The organism is Devosia pacifica (genome assembly GCF_014652635.1).
Classification (GTDB): Bacteria; Pseudomonadota; Alphaproteobacteria; order Rhizobiales; family Devosiaceae; genus Devosia; species Devosia pacifica.
This window is the reverse complement of sequence record NZ_BMZE01000001.1, coordinates 709,860-724,882: the sequence shown is the minus strand read 5'-3', so window position 1 is coordinate 724,882 and position 15,023 is coordinate 709,860. Positions and strand designations below refer to the sequence as shown.

Annotated in this window: 17 protein-coding genes; 15 read left to right on the top strand and 2 right to left on the bottom strand. The window is 59.8% G+C overall.

The window, feature by feature from the left end; all coding sequences use genetic code 11:
* The first annotated feature begins 11 nt into the window (after positions 1-11).
* Genes IE127_RS03635 through IE127_RS03625 form a run of 3 tightly spaced genes read left to right on the top strand, consistent with a single transcriptional unit; the run spans position 12 to position 1,652 of the window.
* Positions 12-881 carry a glycoside hydrolase family 108 protein gene (locus tag IE127_RS03635; RefSeq protein ID WP_189423513.1) on the top strand — a complete coding sequence of 290 codons (870 nt, stop codon included), beginning with the start codon at positions 12-14 and terminating at the stop codon, positions 879-881.
* An 8-nt stretch (positions 882-889) separates the two neighbouring features.
* Positions 890-1,378 (top strand): hypothetical protein, encoded by a 489-nt coding sequence (locus IE127_RS03630; protein WP_189423511.1) that lies wholly within the window; start codon positions 890-892, stop codon positions 1,376-1,378.
* Complete coding sequence (locus IE127_RS03625; RefSeq protein WP_189423509.1) at positions 1,362-1,652, top strand: hypothetical protein; 291 nt, start codon at positions 1,362-1,364, stop codon at positions 1,650-1,652. Before IE127_RS03630 ends, IE127_RS03625 begins: the two co-directional genes overlap by 17 nt.
* On the opposite strand, the gene IE127_RS03620 is transcribed toward IE127_RS03625, so the two are convergent.
* Positions 1,633-2,115, bottom strand: coding sequence for a hypothetical protein (locus IE127_RS03620; RefSeq protein WP_189423508.1), 483 nt, complete (start codon positions 2,113-2,115; stop codon positions 1,633-1,635). The two genes, IE127_RS03625 and IE127_RS03620, sit on opposite strands and share 20 nt — an antisense overlap.
* A gap of 368 nt (positions 2,116-2,483) precedes the next feature.
* Between IE127_RS03620 and IE127_RS03615 the strand changes: the two genes are divergently transcribed.
* From IE127_RS03615 to IE127_RS03595, 6 genes are all read left to right on the top strand, one after another.
* On the top strand, positions 2,484-3,197 hold the full coding sequence (locus IE127_RS03615) for a Crp/Fnr family transcriptional regulator (RefSeq protein ID WP_189423506.1): 714 nt from the start codon (positions 2,484-2,486) through the stop codon (positions 3,195-3,197).
* An 85-nt stretch (positions 3,198-3,282) separates the two neighbouring features.
* Complete coding sequence (locus IE127_RS03610) at positions 3,283-3,504, top strand: DUF6894 family protein (protein WP_189423504.1); 222 nt, start codon at positions 3,283-3,285, stop codon at positions 3,502-3,504.
* Between the two features lie 312 nt (positions 3,505-3,816).
* On the top strand, positions 3,817-4,254 hold the full coding sequence (locus IE127_RS03605) for a potassium channel family protein (protein WP_210310410.1): 438 nt from the start codon (positions 3,817-3,819) through the stop codon (positions 4,252-4,254).
* 112 nt (positions 4,255-4,366) lie between these two features.
* Positions 4,367-4,495 (top strand): hypothetical protein, encoded by a 129-nt coding sequence (locus IE127_RS19805; RefSeq protein ID WP_280516632.1) that lies wholly within the window; start codon positions 4,367-4,369, stop codon positions 4,493-4,495.
* Positions 4,496-4,695: 200 nt separating this feature from the next.
* Complete coding sequence (locus tag IE127_RS03600; protein WP_189423502.1) at positions 4,696-5,865, top strand: lipid II:glycine glycyltransferase FemX; 1,170 nt, start codon at positions 4,696-4,698, stop codon at positions 5,863-5,865.
* Positions 5,862-7,187: a lipopolysaccharide biosynthesis protein gene (locus IE127_RS03595; RefSeq protein ID WP_189423500.1), complete on the top strand. Its 1,326-nt coding sequence runs from the start codon at positions 5,862-5,864 to the stop codon at positions 7,185-7,187. Before IE127_RS03600 ends, IE127_RS03595 begins: the two co-directional genes overlap by 4 nt.
* A gap of 1 nt (position 7,188) precedes the next feature.
* On the opposite strand, the gene IE127_RS03590 is transcribed toward IE127_RS03595, so the two are convergent.
* A complete protein-coding gene (locus IE127_RS03590; protein WP_189423498.1) occupies positions 7,189-7,809 on the bottom strand; it encodes a GNAT family N-acetyltransferase in 621 nt (206 codons plus the stop codon).
* Between the two features lie 149 nt (positions 7,810-7,958).
* On the opposite strand from IE127_RS03590, the gene acs reads away from it, so the two are divergent.
* The 6 genes from acs to IE127_RS03560 all read left to right on the top strand — a co-directional run bounded on the left by acs (position 7,959) and on the right by IE127_RS03560 (position 14,992).
* Positions 7,959-9,905, top strand: coding sequence for an acetate--CoA ligase (acs, locus tag IE127_RS03585; RefSeq protein WP_189423496.1), 1,947 nt, complete (start codon positions 7,959-7,961; stop codon positions 9,903-9,905).
* A 125-nt stretch (positions 9,906-10,030) separates the two neighbouring features.
* Complete coding sequence (locus tag IE127_RS03580; protein WP_189423493.1) at positions 10,031-11,119, top strand: glycoside hydrolase family 3 N-terminal domain-containing protein; 1,089 nt, start codon at positions 10,031-10,033, stop codon at positions 11,117-11,119.
* Positions 11,120-11,194: 75 nt separating this feature from the next.
* Positions 11,195-11,791 carry a LysE family translocator gene (locus tag IE127_RS03575; RefSeq protein ID WP_189423491.1) on the top strand — a complete coding sequence of 199 codons (597 nt, stop codon included), beginning with the start codon at positions 11,195-11,197 and terminating at the stop codon, positions 11,789-11,791.
* 55 nt (positions 11,792-11,846) lie between these two features.
* A complete protein-coding gene (locus tag IE127_RS03570) occupies positions 11,847-12,644 on the top strand; it encodes a UDP-2,3-diacylglucosamine diphosphatase (protein ID WP_189423489.1) in 798 nt (265 codons plus the stop codon).
* Entirely contained in the window at positions 12,584-13,669 is a 1,086-nt protein-coding gene (locus IE127_RS03565) for a glycosyltransferase family 4 protein (protein ID WP_210310408.1), read from the top strand. The genes IE127_RS03570 and IE127_RS03565 overlap by 61 nt, the downstream gene beginning before the upstream one ends.
* Positions 13,670-13,759: 90 nt before the next feature.
* Positions 13,760-14,992, top strand: a complete 1,233-nt coding sequence (locus tag IE127_RS03560) for an MFS transporter (protein ID WP_189423487.1) — start codon at positions 13,760-13,762, stop codon at positions 14,990-14,992.
* Positions 14,993-15,023: the final 31 nt, after the last annotated feature.

Genomic DNA, 15,023 nt, shown 5'->3' with positions numbered 1-15,023 from the left:
TGGAGACCATAATGAACCGCAATTTCGAGCGGTCGCTTTCGGCTGTCCTCAGCCATGAGGGCGGCTATGTCGACCATCCCCAAGATCCCGGTGGCGCGACCAATCTCGGCGTCACGATCGGCACCGCCCGCCGCCTTGGCATCGATATCGATGGCGACGGAGATACGGACAAAGTCGATATCCGCATGCTGACCCGCGCTGACGCGGCGAAGGTCTATCGTGCAGAGTACTGGGATAAGGTGCGCGCCGGCGACCTGCCTGACGGTGTCGATCACGCTGTATTCGACTTCGCCGTGAACAGCGGCCCATCTCGCGCAGCCCGGTATCTGCAGGCTGTTCTCGGCGTCACTCAGGATGGAGTCATCGGCCCTGTGACCGTAGCAGCTTCTCGCCGCAAGGATGCCGAAACGATCGTCACTCGTCTGTGCGACAAGCGCATGGACTTCCTGCGCGGGCTCTCGACGTTCTCGACCTTCGGCCGTGGCTGGACCCGTCGCGTCAGCGAAGTCGAGGCCCTAGCGCTCGATATGATCGCGGAAAGCCCGGTTGTGCCCGAGCCCGTCCAGAAGATCCCGGCACCATCCCTGCCATCCATCGACCTTCCATCCCTCATTCGCGAAACCGTGGAGACCGTCATGCCCACAACCGGAACCGATCTGCCTATCCGTATCCCGCGTCCGTCGCCGGTCGCTCAGGTCAGTAAGGCCGTTGGGGCTGGCAAATGGGCTGCGCTTGGCGGCGCGATCTGGAGCGGGCTGGTGATCAGCAATGTCGTGCCTGCGCCGTACAACAGCCCAGAGTTCAGTGTGGTGGTCGGCACGATCGTTCAATCGATCGCGGCTATTATCGGTGCCTACCGGGCGCCTCGCAACGCGGAGTAGGGCGGGTCATGAGGATTATCCTCAAGCCGCTCTATGACGGCATCGCCGGCCACTTCCCGTTCCGCCGCTCCGAGTGGATCATGCTCCTGCCGGCGTTCGGGATGTGGCTGGTGTTCCAAACCCAGCCCGACACGTTCGACACCTCGGCGTCTTTTTCACGCCTTGCCGGGTGGTCCGACGAGCAGGGCTGGGGGTTAATCCTGCTGGCTATCGGCGTCGTGCGCCTGGCGGCTCTCACGATCAACGGCACGTTCCACCAATTTCGATTCTCGCCGCACCTAAGGATGCTGGCTTCGCTCACCGGCCTCTTGTTCTGGTCGCAATGGACGCTCGGGTTTATCGACGCGTTCCTGCACGATGGCGGGGCGGCAACGGCCATCATCGCATACGGCACCTTTTGCGTGCTCGAGCTCGCAAACGTCTACACCTCGGCGTCAGATATTGGCGGGGAAGTGAAACGCCTGACGCGGAGACCGAAGCGTGAATCTGGACTATGAAGCTCTCGCCAATGGCCTGCTTGTCGTCATTACCGGACTGCTCGGCTATTTCGGTATCCGTCGCGGCATCAAGAAGCCTGAGGCGGAGCGTTCGCCCAACGACCTCGAGCTTAAGCTGGCTATGGTCGATAACCGGGCAATCAATGCCCTGGCGGCGAGCGTCGAGACGCTGAACGCCACTCTTCAGCGCACCAATACGCTCATGGCCGATGAGGCCCGCGAGCGCGAGATCGAGGACGAGGTAGAGCGGCGCCTCAAGGATCGCTCTCGCTAACCCGCCTCCGATACAGCTCCGCCGACACCGCCTCCATGATTCGCTGCGCACCCGGCGGCAGCCGATCAAACTTGATCGCCGCCTCCCACCTCTTCTGTATGCGCGACAGCACCAGGCGCAGATAGTCGCTATCTTCGCTCAGCAGGTCGGCCGGCACTCCTCCCGATGCACGGTCCAGCATCGCATCGATCTCTCCCATCACATCCCTCGGCACCTCTGTCGTCTCGACAAGCCGGTGCCATGCTTCGGTTGCCGCATCCGCTGCGGCCTGCCGATCAGGGGCCATGCCGAACTCTCCGAACCGTCCTTCCCAGAACACGCTCCATTGCCATTTGTCCTGCCCGACAGCCTGAGGCATGTGCCGAACCGTTGCGGCATGATCCGGGTGATCATCGGGATAAGCGACGAACCAGTCGCCAGAGGTGGAGCGTTGCCAGGGGAGACGGGGTAATGAGGGGGGCATTTTCGTTTTACAGTTGAGCCAATTCCCGAAGCGATATCAATGCCCGGGATAAACCCTCATTGTAAAATGGCTCCCGGCAATGTAATGATGACGTTGAGATATCCGCTTCGGCAAGGAGCCTCTTAATCAGCGGGTCCAAGGTTCGAATCCTTGTACACCCACCACCGAACTCTAATCTCTCGTTTTGTCATGTGGCAGCCGTCTGCAACGCTGGTTCCAAGCGATGAGACTTTTGTACGGTAGCAGACGGATGCTATCTGTCGCCGCTGCGATGTGAAATGCCTAGTTGATCGTTCGCACATCAACAGGGCGCGAACGGCTGAGAGACAAAGCGCGCTTGCTCTTGCGCCCAATATGGAGGCGCAAGAATGGCTCTTCAAAAGTCGCACATCCAGAACCGGCTACTGCGCTATCTCGAAGCGGAAGACTTCGAAGCCATCTCAGGATATCTCGAGCCCGTACGCCTCATCCACAAGCAAGACATCCTCGCTGCCGGCGAGGATGCTGATTTCTGCTATTTTCCGGATACCGGTATCGGATCGCTAATGGCCGTTTCGACGGAGGGTAATCGCGTTGAGGTCGGGCTGATCGGTCGTGATGGCGTCCTACCGGTCGCGCCTGTGCTTGGCGTTCGTCGTTCATCTACCAAAATCATCATGCAGGTGCCCGGGCAGGGGCATCGCATCCCCGTCCACACCATGATGATGATGCTGGACGAAAGGGCGGGATTGCGCAAAGCGTTCCTCAACTTTGCGCACACGCTCTGGCTTCAGACGGCTCATACCGCTCAGTCCAATGCGATTCATAAGGTGACGGAGCGGTTGGCGCGCTGGATCCTGATGTGTCATGACCGCGTTGACGACGGTGATATCGAACTCACGCACGAGTTTATCGCTCTGATGCTGGCTGTGCGACGACCGAGCGTGACGGAATCTCTGCACATTCTTGAGGGCGCGCACATGATCCGTTCCCGGCGCGGAGTGATCACAGTTCTAGATCGCGAAGCGCTGGAGCTGTTCGCTCAGGATGCATATGGCACCCCTGAAAGGGAATATCAGGAATTGTTGGGTCCCTTGCGCTGAAAAGTTGATTTTACCACGCGGGGGTCGGTTGGATTTACTGAGCGACATGGGCCTTTGGAGATCAACAGCTGTGCCGCGATACTTTTTGAATATCATAGATCACGACGAGACGATTGCCGATCCGGATGGAAGTGAGTTCGCTACATTTGCTCTGGCGCAGGCTGAAGCTTTACGTTCGGTGCGTGAGCTCGTCGCGAGCCGCATATTACAAGGCCGGTCGCTTGACCACATGCGCATCAATGTGTGCGATGGAGAGGGGCTGGTCCTCGGCACGATCACCGCACAGGAGGTCGTGAAGTTCGACTAGCACACGTCACGCGCTGGCGTACGGTTGCGCACCCTGTGTATCGCTCGCGACGTCGATGACACAAACTGCTCCTCATACTTAATGCCTTGGGGAGCCAGTCATGGGACGGGATGACATAGGACCCTGTGCTGCGCAGATTATATGCAATAGTTGCGGCATCAGGAATTCGATCACCGCGGTTCATCTGCACAGCTTCGAGCGTGTTGCCTGTTCCCATTGCGGGGCAACTCTCGGCACATGGGGCACACTCGTCGCAATCGATGCTGATAAAGGTAGCAGATCGAAGCGCTGCTGATCGAGGGGTATCAAGCGATGAACGGTTTTATAGAAACCGGGATTGCGATCCTGATTTCAATCACTTTGATGAGCCTTTCCCTGATCTTGCACTATCAGGCGATGATCCTCACTAGAGGCTGGCTGCAGGGCAGCGGCCTGCAGCGGCAGGCGGGAACACTAATCGGTATGGCTGTGCTCACTGTGGCGCAGTTGCTGTCAGTAGGACTGTATGCGCTAGCTTATCACATTGCAGAATCCGCAGGCTGGGGCTCGCTCGCCGGCGAGATCGAAGGCACGCCCCTTGATCAGTTCTATTTCTCCTTGATGAGCTACACGACGCTGGGTGTCGGCGATATCTACCCACTCGGGGCGCTCAGGATCATCTCAGGCATCGAAGCGCTGAACGGCTTCGCGCTCATCGGCTGGACGGCGTCTTTCGCCTATACGCTGATGCGGGACGGCTGGGAGCGATAGCGACACAGCAGAATCTTCCTGAAGAAAATTGTGATCACTGTTCCCCCCGCGCAGTGCCATACTGCGCTTGTGACGGAGCGATCATGCTCCGTCCTGTTCAGGACGAACACCCATGGCCAAAGGTCAGATGCGGGGAAACCGCGAAGCGAAAAAGCCCAAGCAGGAGAAGCTCAAGACGATCGCCGCCGCAGCGTCGACGAAGGGTGCCGTCACCCTTGGAGAGCACAAGAAATCCAAGTGAGTTGATCATAGCAGGGGCGCCAAGCGGCGCCCCATTACGGTTTTCCAAGCTTGCGTGCGAAAGGCCACTTTTTATCATTTTCGGAGACCAGCGGGTAACCATTGCGCCAGGTATTCGGTCGATTTGGCAGTGCTGGTAGGAATTTGCCCATGGTGGGGACCTAGGTTGATGGCAACAAAGTTTTCAATCTGGAGCGTCTCATGTCCGTGTCTACCGAGGCCGCGCCATCGCTGGCACCGTCCGCTGCTTATTCGCGAGCCGCAGGTGCGGTGCGACTGACCCATGAGCTGGTCACCGGCGAGGCCTGGGACGAGATCATCGCGGGGTTCGATGAGGCGTGCCAGGAGCAGATGCATGTCTTCGCGCAGTCGCGCTGGCCAGGGGTGGTGCAGGAACCCGTTGTGTTCCGGCGCAACGGCGAGGTCGTCGGTGGCACGATGGTGATGGTGCAGCGGCTGCCGCTCGGCGTAGGCGCCATTGCGATCACCAAATGGGGGCCGATGCTGCGGGACACTGCGGCGCCTGATGCGGATGAACTTCATGACGCAATGATCGAATGCCTGATAGGGGAATATGCCGAGCGCCGCCGGATGATGCTCTCGGTGCTGCCGCGGGCCGCGCTCTTTAGCCCCAATCGGCGCTATGATGCTCTGATCCGCCGAGGGTTCCGCCCCGGGTCCGAGTTGCTGTTTCCAGACCGCTATATCGTCAACCTGCGCCTTGACGACGATGGTCTTCGCAAGAGCTTCCATCAGAAGTGGCGGTATCATCTCAACAAGTCTCTCAAGCAGGGTCTGGACTTCGAGCACGCAACCGCGGAGCGGATGGAGGACTTCCACATGCTCTATAATGCCATGACCGATCGCAAGCAGTTCCCAGACCATTCCGCTTACGGCACCGTCGATGAGCTAATGACGATGGACCCCGAGGCGCTGCGGCCGGAGCTCTTTTTCGTACGCAAGGACGAGGCGCTTGTGGCGGGCGCCATAATCTTCAAGGCAGGTGACCGTGCGGTTTATCTGTATGGTGCGACCAGCGATCAAGCGCTGCCCCTGCGAGCCGGGTACTTCCTGCACTGGCACATTATCCGCTGGCTGCGCGATAACACCTGCGCCGATTGGTACGACCTTGGAGGCACAGACGGGTTCCAGGGCCTGCATCAGTTCAAGAAAGGCATGGTCGGCACGGCAGGTGTTATCCAGCCGGTGCCACCTGTCGCCAACTACGCGGCCAGCCGTTTCGCTTACTTGACCGGCCTTGGCGCGTTCGCTGCCCGCGATGCCTTCCATCAGGTGAGGCGACATGTGGATGGGTGGCGTAACCCCAAGGCACGGCCCGACCAGGAGCGTCGCGCCGGAGACACTGAATGAGCCTTTATCGGCGGCTGGCTTCGCAATCGACGTTGATCTTTGGCGCACGTCTCGGCGGTGCCGGTCTGATCTTTGTTGTCCAGGCGATGATCGCGCGTTTCTGGGGCGCCGAGATACTCGGCGAGTATCTGGTCATCATCGCGACGGTCAATCTCGTCGCCGTGGTGATGCCGCTCGGGTTTCAGACCATTGGCACTTACTTTGCCGCCGAATACCGGGCACGTCAGGATCGACGTCAACTCAGAGCTTTTCTGATGCGCGCCTACGGTCATGCAGTTGGCATGTTCGCGGCGCTGGTGATCCTCGGGCACCCTTTGCTGGACCTGCTGGGGCAAGGCGCGAGTACGCTGGCGCTCCACTTCGTGCCGGCTTGCCTCCTGGCTTTTGGCACCACCATGGTTTTTATCAATGGCGCGGTACTGGTCGGCCTGAAGCGCCCATTGGCGGGGTTTCTTGCGGATACTATCTTCCGGCCGATGGTGGTGATCGCGGCCTTTGCCGGCGCCTCTATCTTCTTGTCATCGCCCGATACGGCCTTCACCGTCATGCTCTGGGTGGTGGGGATTGGCTATGCCGTCATATCCATCGTGCATTTCGGCTTCGTGGTTTCGGCGGCGCGAAGCATCGGGCAGGCCTCGTCCCTCGATGATCCACAGCACGTGCGCCGCTGGTGGCGCTTCGCGTTGCCGTGGGTGCTGATTTCGCTCGCCACCGATTTTTTCTTCGATATCGACCTTCTGATCCTCAGTGCCCACATGCCGCGCGAGGAATTGGCGGTCTTCGGCATCTGTACGCGCATCTTCTCGCTGATCTCGTTCGGCGTTGCGGCAGTATATGCCGTCATCATGCCCGACATGTTCGAGAGTGAGGCGAGCGACGACCGAGCAGGCTTTCATCGCAAGGTCGGCGAGGCCAATCTCGTGGCAGGCGCGCTGTCGGCACTGCTCTTCATCGGCATGTCGCTTCTCGGCCCGTTTGCGCTGCGATTGTTTGGCCCCGAGTTCGCTGCCGGAGCCATGCCGCTGTCGGTCCTATGCCTGGCGCTGCTCGTACGCTCGCTGATGGGGCCCGCCTCGGTGGTCCTGTCGATCCATGATCGGCCCTGGTCGAGCATACCGGCGGTGTTTCTTGGGCTCGCGACGCTGTTTGTCGCAAACCTTCTTCTGGTGCCACCCTATGGCCTGATGGGCGCGGCAGTCGCAGCTTTGATTGCGATCAGCCTGTGGTCGATATCGCTATGGTATGTCGCGCTGCGGACAGCTCGGGTGGATGTGTCGATTTTTGCGTGGCTGCGTCGCCCGCACACGGTTCCCGCAGAATAGGCTACAGCCGGAGCAGGCGTCGCACCCTGCGGCCAAGTCGGGCGCGCATGCCCAACCGAAGCCCAAGGTCGTATCCTGGCTCGCGCTTTGTCAGCGCACGCTCGTACAGCAGGTAGTCCTCGCCAAAGATGTGCTGTTCGAGCCGCGCCACCAGCCTGTACTGAAACCGCTTCATGATCGCTTCGGCCACGTCGTTGCCTGGCTTGGTATAGGTGGCGATCTTGTGGAACCGGCCATTATCCCAATGCGCGATGAAGTCGCGCATGCCGGACAGGCCGAGCCGGCTGCGCCGGTGTTCGGGCAGGACATAGGACCAGTACAGCCATAGCGTACCCAGTTCCGGCCCGCTGATCATGAAGGCCGCAGGCTCGCCATTGCGCTCGAAAACCATGACGTGAAACGGGTCGGCTTCGATCAGCGCCCCGAGATAATCTTGCGAGATGCGTGCTTTCTCGTAGGCTTTGAAGTCGGCTGCATAGTGCGGTGAGGTGTCGATCGCCTCCATCAGCCGCCCGTGAACCCATTTCAGATCATCAGATGTCGCGGCGCGATACCCCGAGGGCTGTCGTGTGGCGTGTGAGACCTGATGATCTTCGTTTTCGACAATGGCGGCTGTGGACATTGCAGCTCTCCTTGAGACTGCACGCTAGCAGCCTGTGCGGGTCTGCCGAAGCAGCAACGCATTATGGGGTTAACACGTAGAGCGCGGCGACCTTGCCCCACCGCCTGGTGATGACTAGAAAGAGTCAGGGAGACACATGGAGGATGCACATGAGCGATCAGCTCATCTTCGAGCCCAGCGAAACCGCAATTGCCAACACGCTGACCACCAAGGAGCAGTATGAGGCGCTCTATGAGCGGTCGGTCTCCGATCCCGACGGTTTCTGGCGGGAGCAGGCGGCGCGGCTGGACTGGATCAAGCCATTCACCAAGGTCAAGAACACGAGCTTCGCTTACCCTGACGTGTCCATCAAATGGTTCGAGGACGGCGAGCTGAACGTTGCCGCGAACTGTATTGACCGCCACCTCGAGACGCGCGGCGACCAGATCGCCATTATCTGGGAACCGGATGATCCGAAAGCCGACTCCCGATCTATTACCTATCGCGAACTGCACGAAGAGGTTTCGCGCTTCGCCAACGTGCTGAAATCGCTCGGTGCCAAAAAAGGCGATCGCGTCACCATTTACTTGCCGATGATCCCCGAGGCGGCCTATGCCATGCTGGCCTGTGCGCGCATCGGTGCTGTGCACTCCGTGGTCTTCGCTGGTTTTTCTCCCGACGCCTTATCCGGCCGCATCAACGATTGTGACAGCAACATTGTCGTCACTGCCGACGAGGGTAGGCGCGGTGGCAAGGTGGTGCCGCTGAAAAAGAACGTCGATGCGGCGCTCAAGGACTGTGCCGGCGTCGAGAAGGTGCTGCTGGTTCGCAATACCGGCGGCGACGTCGATGTGAGCGAAGGCCGCGACGTCTGGTGGCACGAGGCCTCGCAGCAGGCGTCCACAGATTGCCCCCCAGAGGCGATGAATGCGGAAGACCCGCTGTTCATTCTTTATACCTCCGGATCGACCGGCAAGCCAAAAGGCGTGCTGCACACCACTGGCGGCTATCTGCTGTGGGCGAGCCTGACGCATGAGCGCGTGTTCGACTACAAGGACGGGGAAGTCTACTGGTGCACGGCGGATGTCGGCTGGGTCACGGGGCACAGCTATATCGTTTACGGGCCGCTGGCCAACGGCGCGACCACCGTGATGTTCGAGGGTGTGCCAAATTGGCCCGACGCCAGCCGGCACTGGCAGGTGATAGAGCGCCACAAGATCGCGGTCTATTATACTGCGCCCACTGCCATTCGCGCGCTGATGGGCGCGGGTGTCGATTGGACACAGAAGAACGATTTGTCGAGCTTGCGCCTTCTGGGAACGGTTGGGGAGCCGATCAACCCCGAGGCATGGATGTGGTTCTACCGGAACATCGGCAAGGAGAACTGCGAGATTGTCGATACGTGGTGGCAAACCGAAACCGGCGGGCACATGATCACGCCGCTGCCTGGTGCCATTGCGGCCAAGCCCGGTTCGGCTACCAAGCCCTTTTTCGGTGTGCAACCTGTGGTGCTTTCGCCCGAGGGCCAGGAACAGACAGATACCGAGGCACAGGGCGTCTTGTGCATCAAGGACAGCTGGCCGGGCCAGATGCGCACCGTCTATGGCGATCATGCGCGGTTCGTCTCGACCTATTTCGAGACTTACAAAGGCTACTATTTCAGCGGTGATGGCTGTCGCAGGGACGAGGACGGCTACTACTGGATCACCGGTCGCGTCGACGATGTCCTCAACATCTCCGGCCACCGCCTGGGCACCGCCGAGATCGAAAGCGCGCTCGTTGCGCATCCGAAGGTTTCGGAGGCGGCCGTCGTCGGCTATCCGCACGATGTCAAAGGGCAGGGTATCTACTGCTATGTGACGCTAATGTCCGGTGAAACAGAATCGGAAGAGTTGCGCGCCGAGTTGAGAAACTGGGTCCGCAAGGAGATCGGCCCGATTGCCAGCCCGGACATGATCCAGTGGGCACCCGGCCTGCCGAAGACGCGATCCGGCAAGATCATGCGCCGCATTCTGCGCAAGGTGGCTGAGAACGATTTCGGCAGCCTCGGTGATACTTCGACCCTTGCCGACCCTGGCGTTGTCGACGATCTCATCGAGCATCGACAGAACCGCTAGGCTGTCTTGGATTTGCTTTGCGCCAGCCCGGCGCGGGGCACACGCAACGTCGTGATCTGTTCTGCCATTGTTTCAGCAGAGTGTGCCGGTCATGCTCTCTGAAACAGGGACGTTGATTCTGCATCATGATTGCATTTGCCAAACTCGGTCTCATAGCAGCCGCCACGCTCGCAGTGGCGCTGCCCGCCTCCGCTCAAACGCTCGAACAAATGGCGGGCCAGATGGTGCTGGTGGGATTCGAGGGTGACGCGGCCTCCGATTCGTCCGTGCAGGCACTGAGCAGCGAGATCGCCGCCGGTCGATTGGGCGGGGTCATGTATTTGAAGCGAAACGTCGCGTCGCTGGATGCTGTGGCCGAGATGAACGCCGCTTTTCGTTCGTCCGCTTCCCCCGTTCCCTTCATCACGCTCGACCAGGAGGGGGGCGCGGTTGAAAGGCTCACCGAGGATGTCGGTTTTCGTGAAATCCCTAACGCCCGCAGCGTGGCGCAAAGCAGGACGCCGGCAGAAGCGCAGTCGCTCTATGCGGACATGGCCGAACAGATCGCAGCCGTAGGGTTCAACGTGAATTTCGGTCCCGTGGCGGATCTCGACCTCAATCCTGACAACCAGATCATCGCTCGATACGGACGTGCGTTCGCAGCCGATGCGGAAACCGTTACCGCCTATAACGCAGCATTCATCAATGCCCACCACGCCGCCGGGATCCTGACAGCGCTCAAGCATTTTCCGGGGCACGGCTCGTCGACTGCAGACAGTCACGAAGGATTTGTCGATATTACAGACAGTTGGCAGGAGGCCGAGCTCGAGCCGTACAGGCAGCTGATTTCGGCCGGATACAATGACTTTGTAATGATTGGGCACCTCTACCACGAAGAGTATTCGGGCGGCGTCAGCGGTCTGCCCTCAAGCCTTTCCCCGGTGTGGATCACCGACGTGCTGCGCGATCAGCTGGGGTTCGATGGTGTTGTCATCAGCGATGACCTCGAAATGGGCGCCATTCGCGAGCATTTTTCCCTGGAGAACACGGTTATCCAGGCGGTTCGGGCCGGGATGGATGTGCTCCTGTTCTCGAACACCGCAGCTTACGATCCCAACCTTGCGGCGAGGGTGCGCGGCATCCTCCTTGATGAGGCTGAGCGGGATCCGGCTTTCGCGAACCGAATTCGCGAGAGTTACCAGCGCATAACCGCGCTGAAATCCATGCTCGGCTGAATAAGCGCGCGCTTGCGAATGGCAGGGAAAGAGGCTAATTATAGGTCAGTTATGCTGACATAAAATGAGCCTTTGATGGACTCCCTTCCTGTGCTCGCGTTTCTTACCGCGGCCATTCCCACGTTCTTCTCGCCTGGTCCCAACAATCTGATGCTGATGGCGTCGGGTGCGAAGTTCGGGCTGAAGCGCACCATCCCGCATCTGCTCGGCATCGTTGTCGGCTTTCCGCTCATGGTCTTCGTCGTCGGACTCGGACTGGGAGAAGTCTTTGCGCAGTTTCCGCAAATCAAGCAGGTGATGCGCTGGCTGGCTGCTGCCTACTTCGCATGGATGGCTTTCACCTTGCTCGGCCTCAAAATCGGCAATGTGCGGGCACGGGAGCGTCCGATGCGGTTTATCGAGGCGGCGTTGTTCCAGTGGATCAATCCAAAGGCGTGGGCGATGGCCATTTCGTTCGTCACCCTCGTCGTCACATCTGCGCAGGCAAGCCGACTGCTGCTGTTATCGGCTCTGACCTTGGGCTGCCTTGCTCTCGGCCCTTTCTCGGGCAGCCTTTGGATGGTGTTCGGGCAACAGCTTGAGCGCTTTCTCCGCAGAACAGGGCTGGAGCAGTATCTGGGCTTGATCCTCGCTGGCCTGATGATGCTGGCTGTGGTCTTGTTCCTGTTGTAATCCGCGGGTAGGTCGGTCTTGATCGTACCTGCAGACCGGCGAATCGAGGAGCGATATGACCCAGGAGCGCGAAGTACGGCACGTCAGGTCGCTGTTTATCTCTGATGTGCACCTGGGCATGCGTATGGCTCGAGTCGGCCAACTCACAGAGTTCCTGAGAAATCACGACGCCGAAACCATCTATCTTGTCGGAGACATTGTTGATGGCTGGCGGCTCGGGCGCAATTGGTACTGGCCCAGCGACTATAACATCCTCGTGCAGGTGCTGCTCGAGAAAGCCAATGCCGGCACACGCATCGTCTACATCCCCGGCAATCACGATGAATTCCTGCGCGAGTATCTCGGTACTTATTTTGGCGAGGTCGAGTTCGTCGACCGCACCATTCATACCAGTGCCACAGGAAAGACGTATCTGGTCATCCACGGCGATCAGTTCGACGTGGTTGTGATGCACGCCAAATGGCTCGCCCATGTGGGGGACTGGGCCTACAACACCGTGCTGCGAATGAATGTGCTCGTGAACTGGGCACGGCGTCGGCTCAACCTGCAATACTGGTCGTTGTCTGCCTGGGCCAAGCAGAAGGTCAAGAACGCTGTCAGCGTCATCGGCCATTTCGAGGAGGCCCTGGTACACGAGGCACGCGAATCGGGCGTCGATGGTGTCATCTGCGGGCATATTCACTTTGCCGACATGCATGACAGGTTCGGTGTGCACTACATCAACACCGGAGACTGGGTGGAAAGCTGCACCGCTGCCATTGAGAACCCGGACGGCACATTTGAGCTGGTGAAATGGACCGAGATGGCAGTTACCGAACGGCGGCGGTTCCGATTGCGCCGCGCAGCGCAATAACGCGGCTTCTGATCGTAACAGATGCCTGGCACCCGCAGACCAACGGTGTGGTGCGCAGCCTTTCGGCCATGGGAAGAGAACTCCGCAGTCGGCATTTTGAGGTCAATTATCTCACGCCCTCCCGGTTCTGGACCGTCCCGTTGCCGACTTACCCCGAGGTTCGGCTGTCATTAACGCCGCCGGGAGCGGTGGCAGAGCAGATCGCAGCATCGGGCGCCGAGCACATCCACATCGCCACGGAAGGTCCGCTCGGCTTGCAGGCGCGCGGCGCCTGCCTCGAGAGGGGCTGGAGCTTCACGACCAGTTTCCACACTCGGTTTGCCGAATATGTATCGGCCCGCGTTCCCGTGCCGACGGAATGGAGCTGGGCCTATCTGCGCTGGTTCCATGCAGCCGCAAGCCGGACACTCGTGCCGACCCCCTCAATGATGGCGGACCTTGCAGGGCGGGGCTTCACCAATCTGACGCTATGGTCGCGCGGCGTCGATACCGAGGCGTTTTCCCCGGGCGAGAAGAGCTGGTTCACCGGTCTCGCTGGCCCGCACATGCTCTATGTCGGTCGGGTCTCGACTGAGAAAAATATCGCTGCCTTCCTGGACCTCGATATCGCAGGCACCAAGATCGTGGTCGGCGACGGGCCGCAGCGCGCCGAACTAGAGCAGCGTTTTCCCGACGTGTTGTTTCTGGGATATCGTCATGGCGACGAGCTGGCGGCGATCTATCGGAGTGCTGATGTCTTCGTCTTCCCCAGCCGCACCGACACGTTCGGCAACGTCATGATCGAGGCGCTGGCTTCGGGGGTACCTGTCGCCGCGCATCCGGTGATCGGCCCGATTGACGTCATCACCGATCCCGCAGCCGGTGTACTAGACGAAGATCTGAAGGCAGCAGTGGTCAGGGCGCTCGCTCTTTCCCGCACCGGTGCAAGGCGCCATGCCGAGGGCTTCACTTGGGCGGAAAGCGCCTCTCAATTCTCGAACGCTTTGGTGGACAAGGTCCCGATGCCCAAGGCGCAGGCAGTCTAGATCTGCGACTGCCTCAGGGTTGCACGCGGGCTGAGTCGGGCGCATTGTTGACAATCACCTGCCCGACGCCTTTCCGGAGCCTGTCTGTCGATGCGATTGCCCCTGGCGGCACGCCTGTCTTCGCCTGCCGCCCGAACCGGCCTGTATTACACCTCGCTATTCAGCACAGGCGCTGTAGCCAATCCGTTTCTTCCCATCTGGTTGAGCGACAAGGGCATAGACGAGACTTACATCGGCCTGGTCAACGCAGCGCCGATCTTTGCGATGATCGCGCTCAACCTGATTGTCGGTCGCATCGCCGATAAGGCGAACGATTGGCGCTCAGTCATCGTCTTCGGCTCCGTTTTTGCCACGGTTCCCCCGGTTCTGCTGTTGTTCAGCGATGGATTGTGGCCAATCCTGATTATCTGGACCTTGGTTATCGTGCCGTTTCAGGCGATCGCACCAATCGTCGACGCGGCGACGTACAGGATGTCACGACGCCAGTCGCTGAATTTTGGCGCCATTCGTGTCTGGGGCACCCTTGGGTTTATCGTCACGACGCTGATTGCGGGTTTCGTGCTCGACCTCGAAGGTGCGGTGGCATTCGTGCCATTGCTGATCGTGGTCTGCGCCATCCGAGCGGTGCTCTCGCTGCAACTGCCTTTGTTCCGGGGTGGCGAAGAAGCGGCGCATCGGCCGCATTACCCCATCGATGCTCCCATCAGTCCGCTGGTTGCGGTCAGGATCGGCGAGTTGTGGCGCCCGTGGTTCCTGCTCACTATGCTGGGTGCCGCGCTGCTCCATGCTAGCCACATGATGCAGATGGCTTTCGGTGCGCTCATTTGGGCGGAAGCTGGCCTTTCCGGACTTACCATTGGCCTTCTCTGGGCCTCAGCACCAGCAGGCGAAATCCTTGCGATGTTGTTCTTCGAGAGGTTGTCGAAGCGTTTTGCGGCACGGCACATCATTTTTGTTGCTTGCGTCTGTGGCGCGCTCCGTTGGTTCGGCATGGGTCTGGAGCCCAATGTATGGGTTTTGCTTGTGCTGCAGCTGCTGCACATGGCGACCATGGGACTCGGATTTTTGGGGATCACCAATTTCATCGCCAACTGGACCACCGAGGACATCGCCGCTGAAGCGCAAAGTTTTTTCGTGATGATACGGCAGGTGGTCACGGTTGTTGCTTTGCTCAGCTTTGGCGTTCTGGCGGAAACGTTCGGCGCTGGTGGTTTTTACGTGGCGGCTGCCGGCTCGGCCGTAGGAGCGGTGTTAGTGGTCGCCTCGCTACGCCTGATGAATCCGAAATATGAACAGGCCGAACTCAAGGGAATGATCCGCTAGGCGCTGCCGGCCTGTCACAAAAAAAGCCCCG

Coding starts and splice junctions, on each gene's coding strand:
- IE127_RS03580 (WP_189423493.1), top strand. CDS start 10,031: ATGATTGCATTTGCCAAACTCGGTCTCATAGCAGCCGCCACGCTCGCA.
- acs (WP_189423496.1), top strand. CDS start 7,959: ATGAGCGATCAGCTCATCTTCGAGCCCAGCGAAACCGCAATTGCCAAC.
- IE127_RS03560 (WP_189423487.1), top strand. CDS start 13,760: ATGCGATTGCCCCTGGCGGCACGCCTGTCTTCGCCTGCCGCCCGAACC.
- IE127_RS03590 (WP_189423498.1), bottom strand. CDS start 7,809: ATGTCCACAGCCGCCATTGTCGAAAACGAAGATCATCAGGTCTCACAC.
- IE127_RS03605 (WP_210310410.1), top strand. CDS start 3,817: ATGAACGGTTTTATAGAAACCGGGATTGCGATCCTGATTTCAATCACT.
- IE127_RS03630 (WP_189423511.1), top strand. CDS start 890: ATGAGGATTATCCTCAAGCCGCTCTATGACGGCATCGCCGGCCACTTC.
- IE127_RS03570 (WP_189423489.1), top strand. CDS start 11,847: ATGACCCAGGAGCGCGAAGTACGGCACGTCAGGTCGCTGTTTATCTCT.
- IE127_RS03635 (WP_189423513.1), top strand. CDS start 12: ATGAACCGCAATTTCGAGCGGTCGCTTTCGGCTGTCCTCAGCCATGAG.
- IE127_RS03600 (WP_189423502.1), top strand. CDS start 4,696: ATGTCCGTGTCTACCGAGGCCGCGCCATCGCTGGCACCGTCCGCTGCT.
- IE127_RS03575 (WP_189423491.1), top strand. CDS start 11,195: ATGGACTCCCTTCCTGTGCTCGCGTTTCTTACCGCGGCCATTCCCACG.
- IE127_RS03615 (WP_189423506.1), top strand. CDS start 2,484: ATGGCTCTTCAAAAGTCGCACATCCAGAACCGGCTACTGCGCTATCTC.
- IE127_RS19805 (WP_280516632.1), top strand. CDS start 4,367: ATGGCCAAAGGTCAGATGCGGGGAAACCGCGAAGCGAAAAAGCCCAAG.
- IE127_RS03595 (WP_189423500.1), top strand. CDS start 5,862: ATGAGCCTTTATCGGCGGCTGGCTTCGCAATCGACGTTGATCTTTGGC.
- IE127_RS03565 (WP_210310408.1), top strand. CDS start 12,584: ATGGACCGAGATGGCAGTTACCGAACGGCGGCGGTTCCGATTGCGCCG.
- IE127_RS03620 (WP_189423508.1), bottom strand. CDS start 2,115: ATGCCCCCCTCATTACCCCGTCTCCCCTGGCAACGCTCCACCTCTGGC.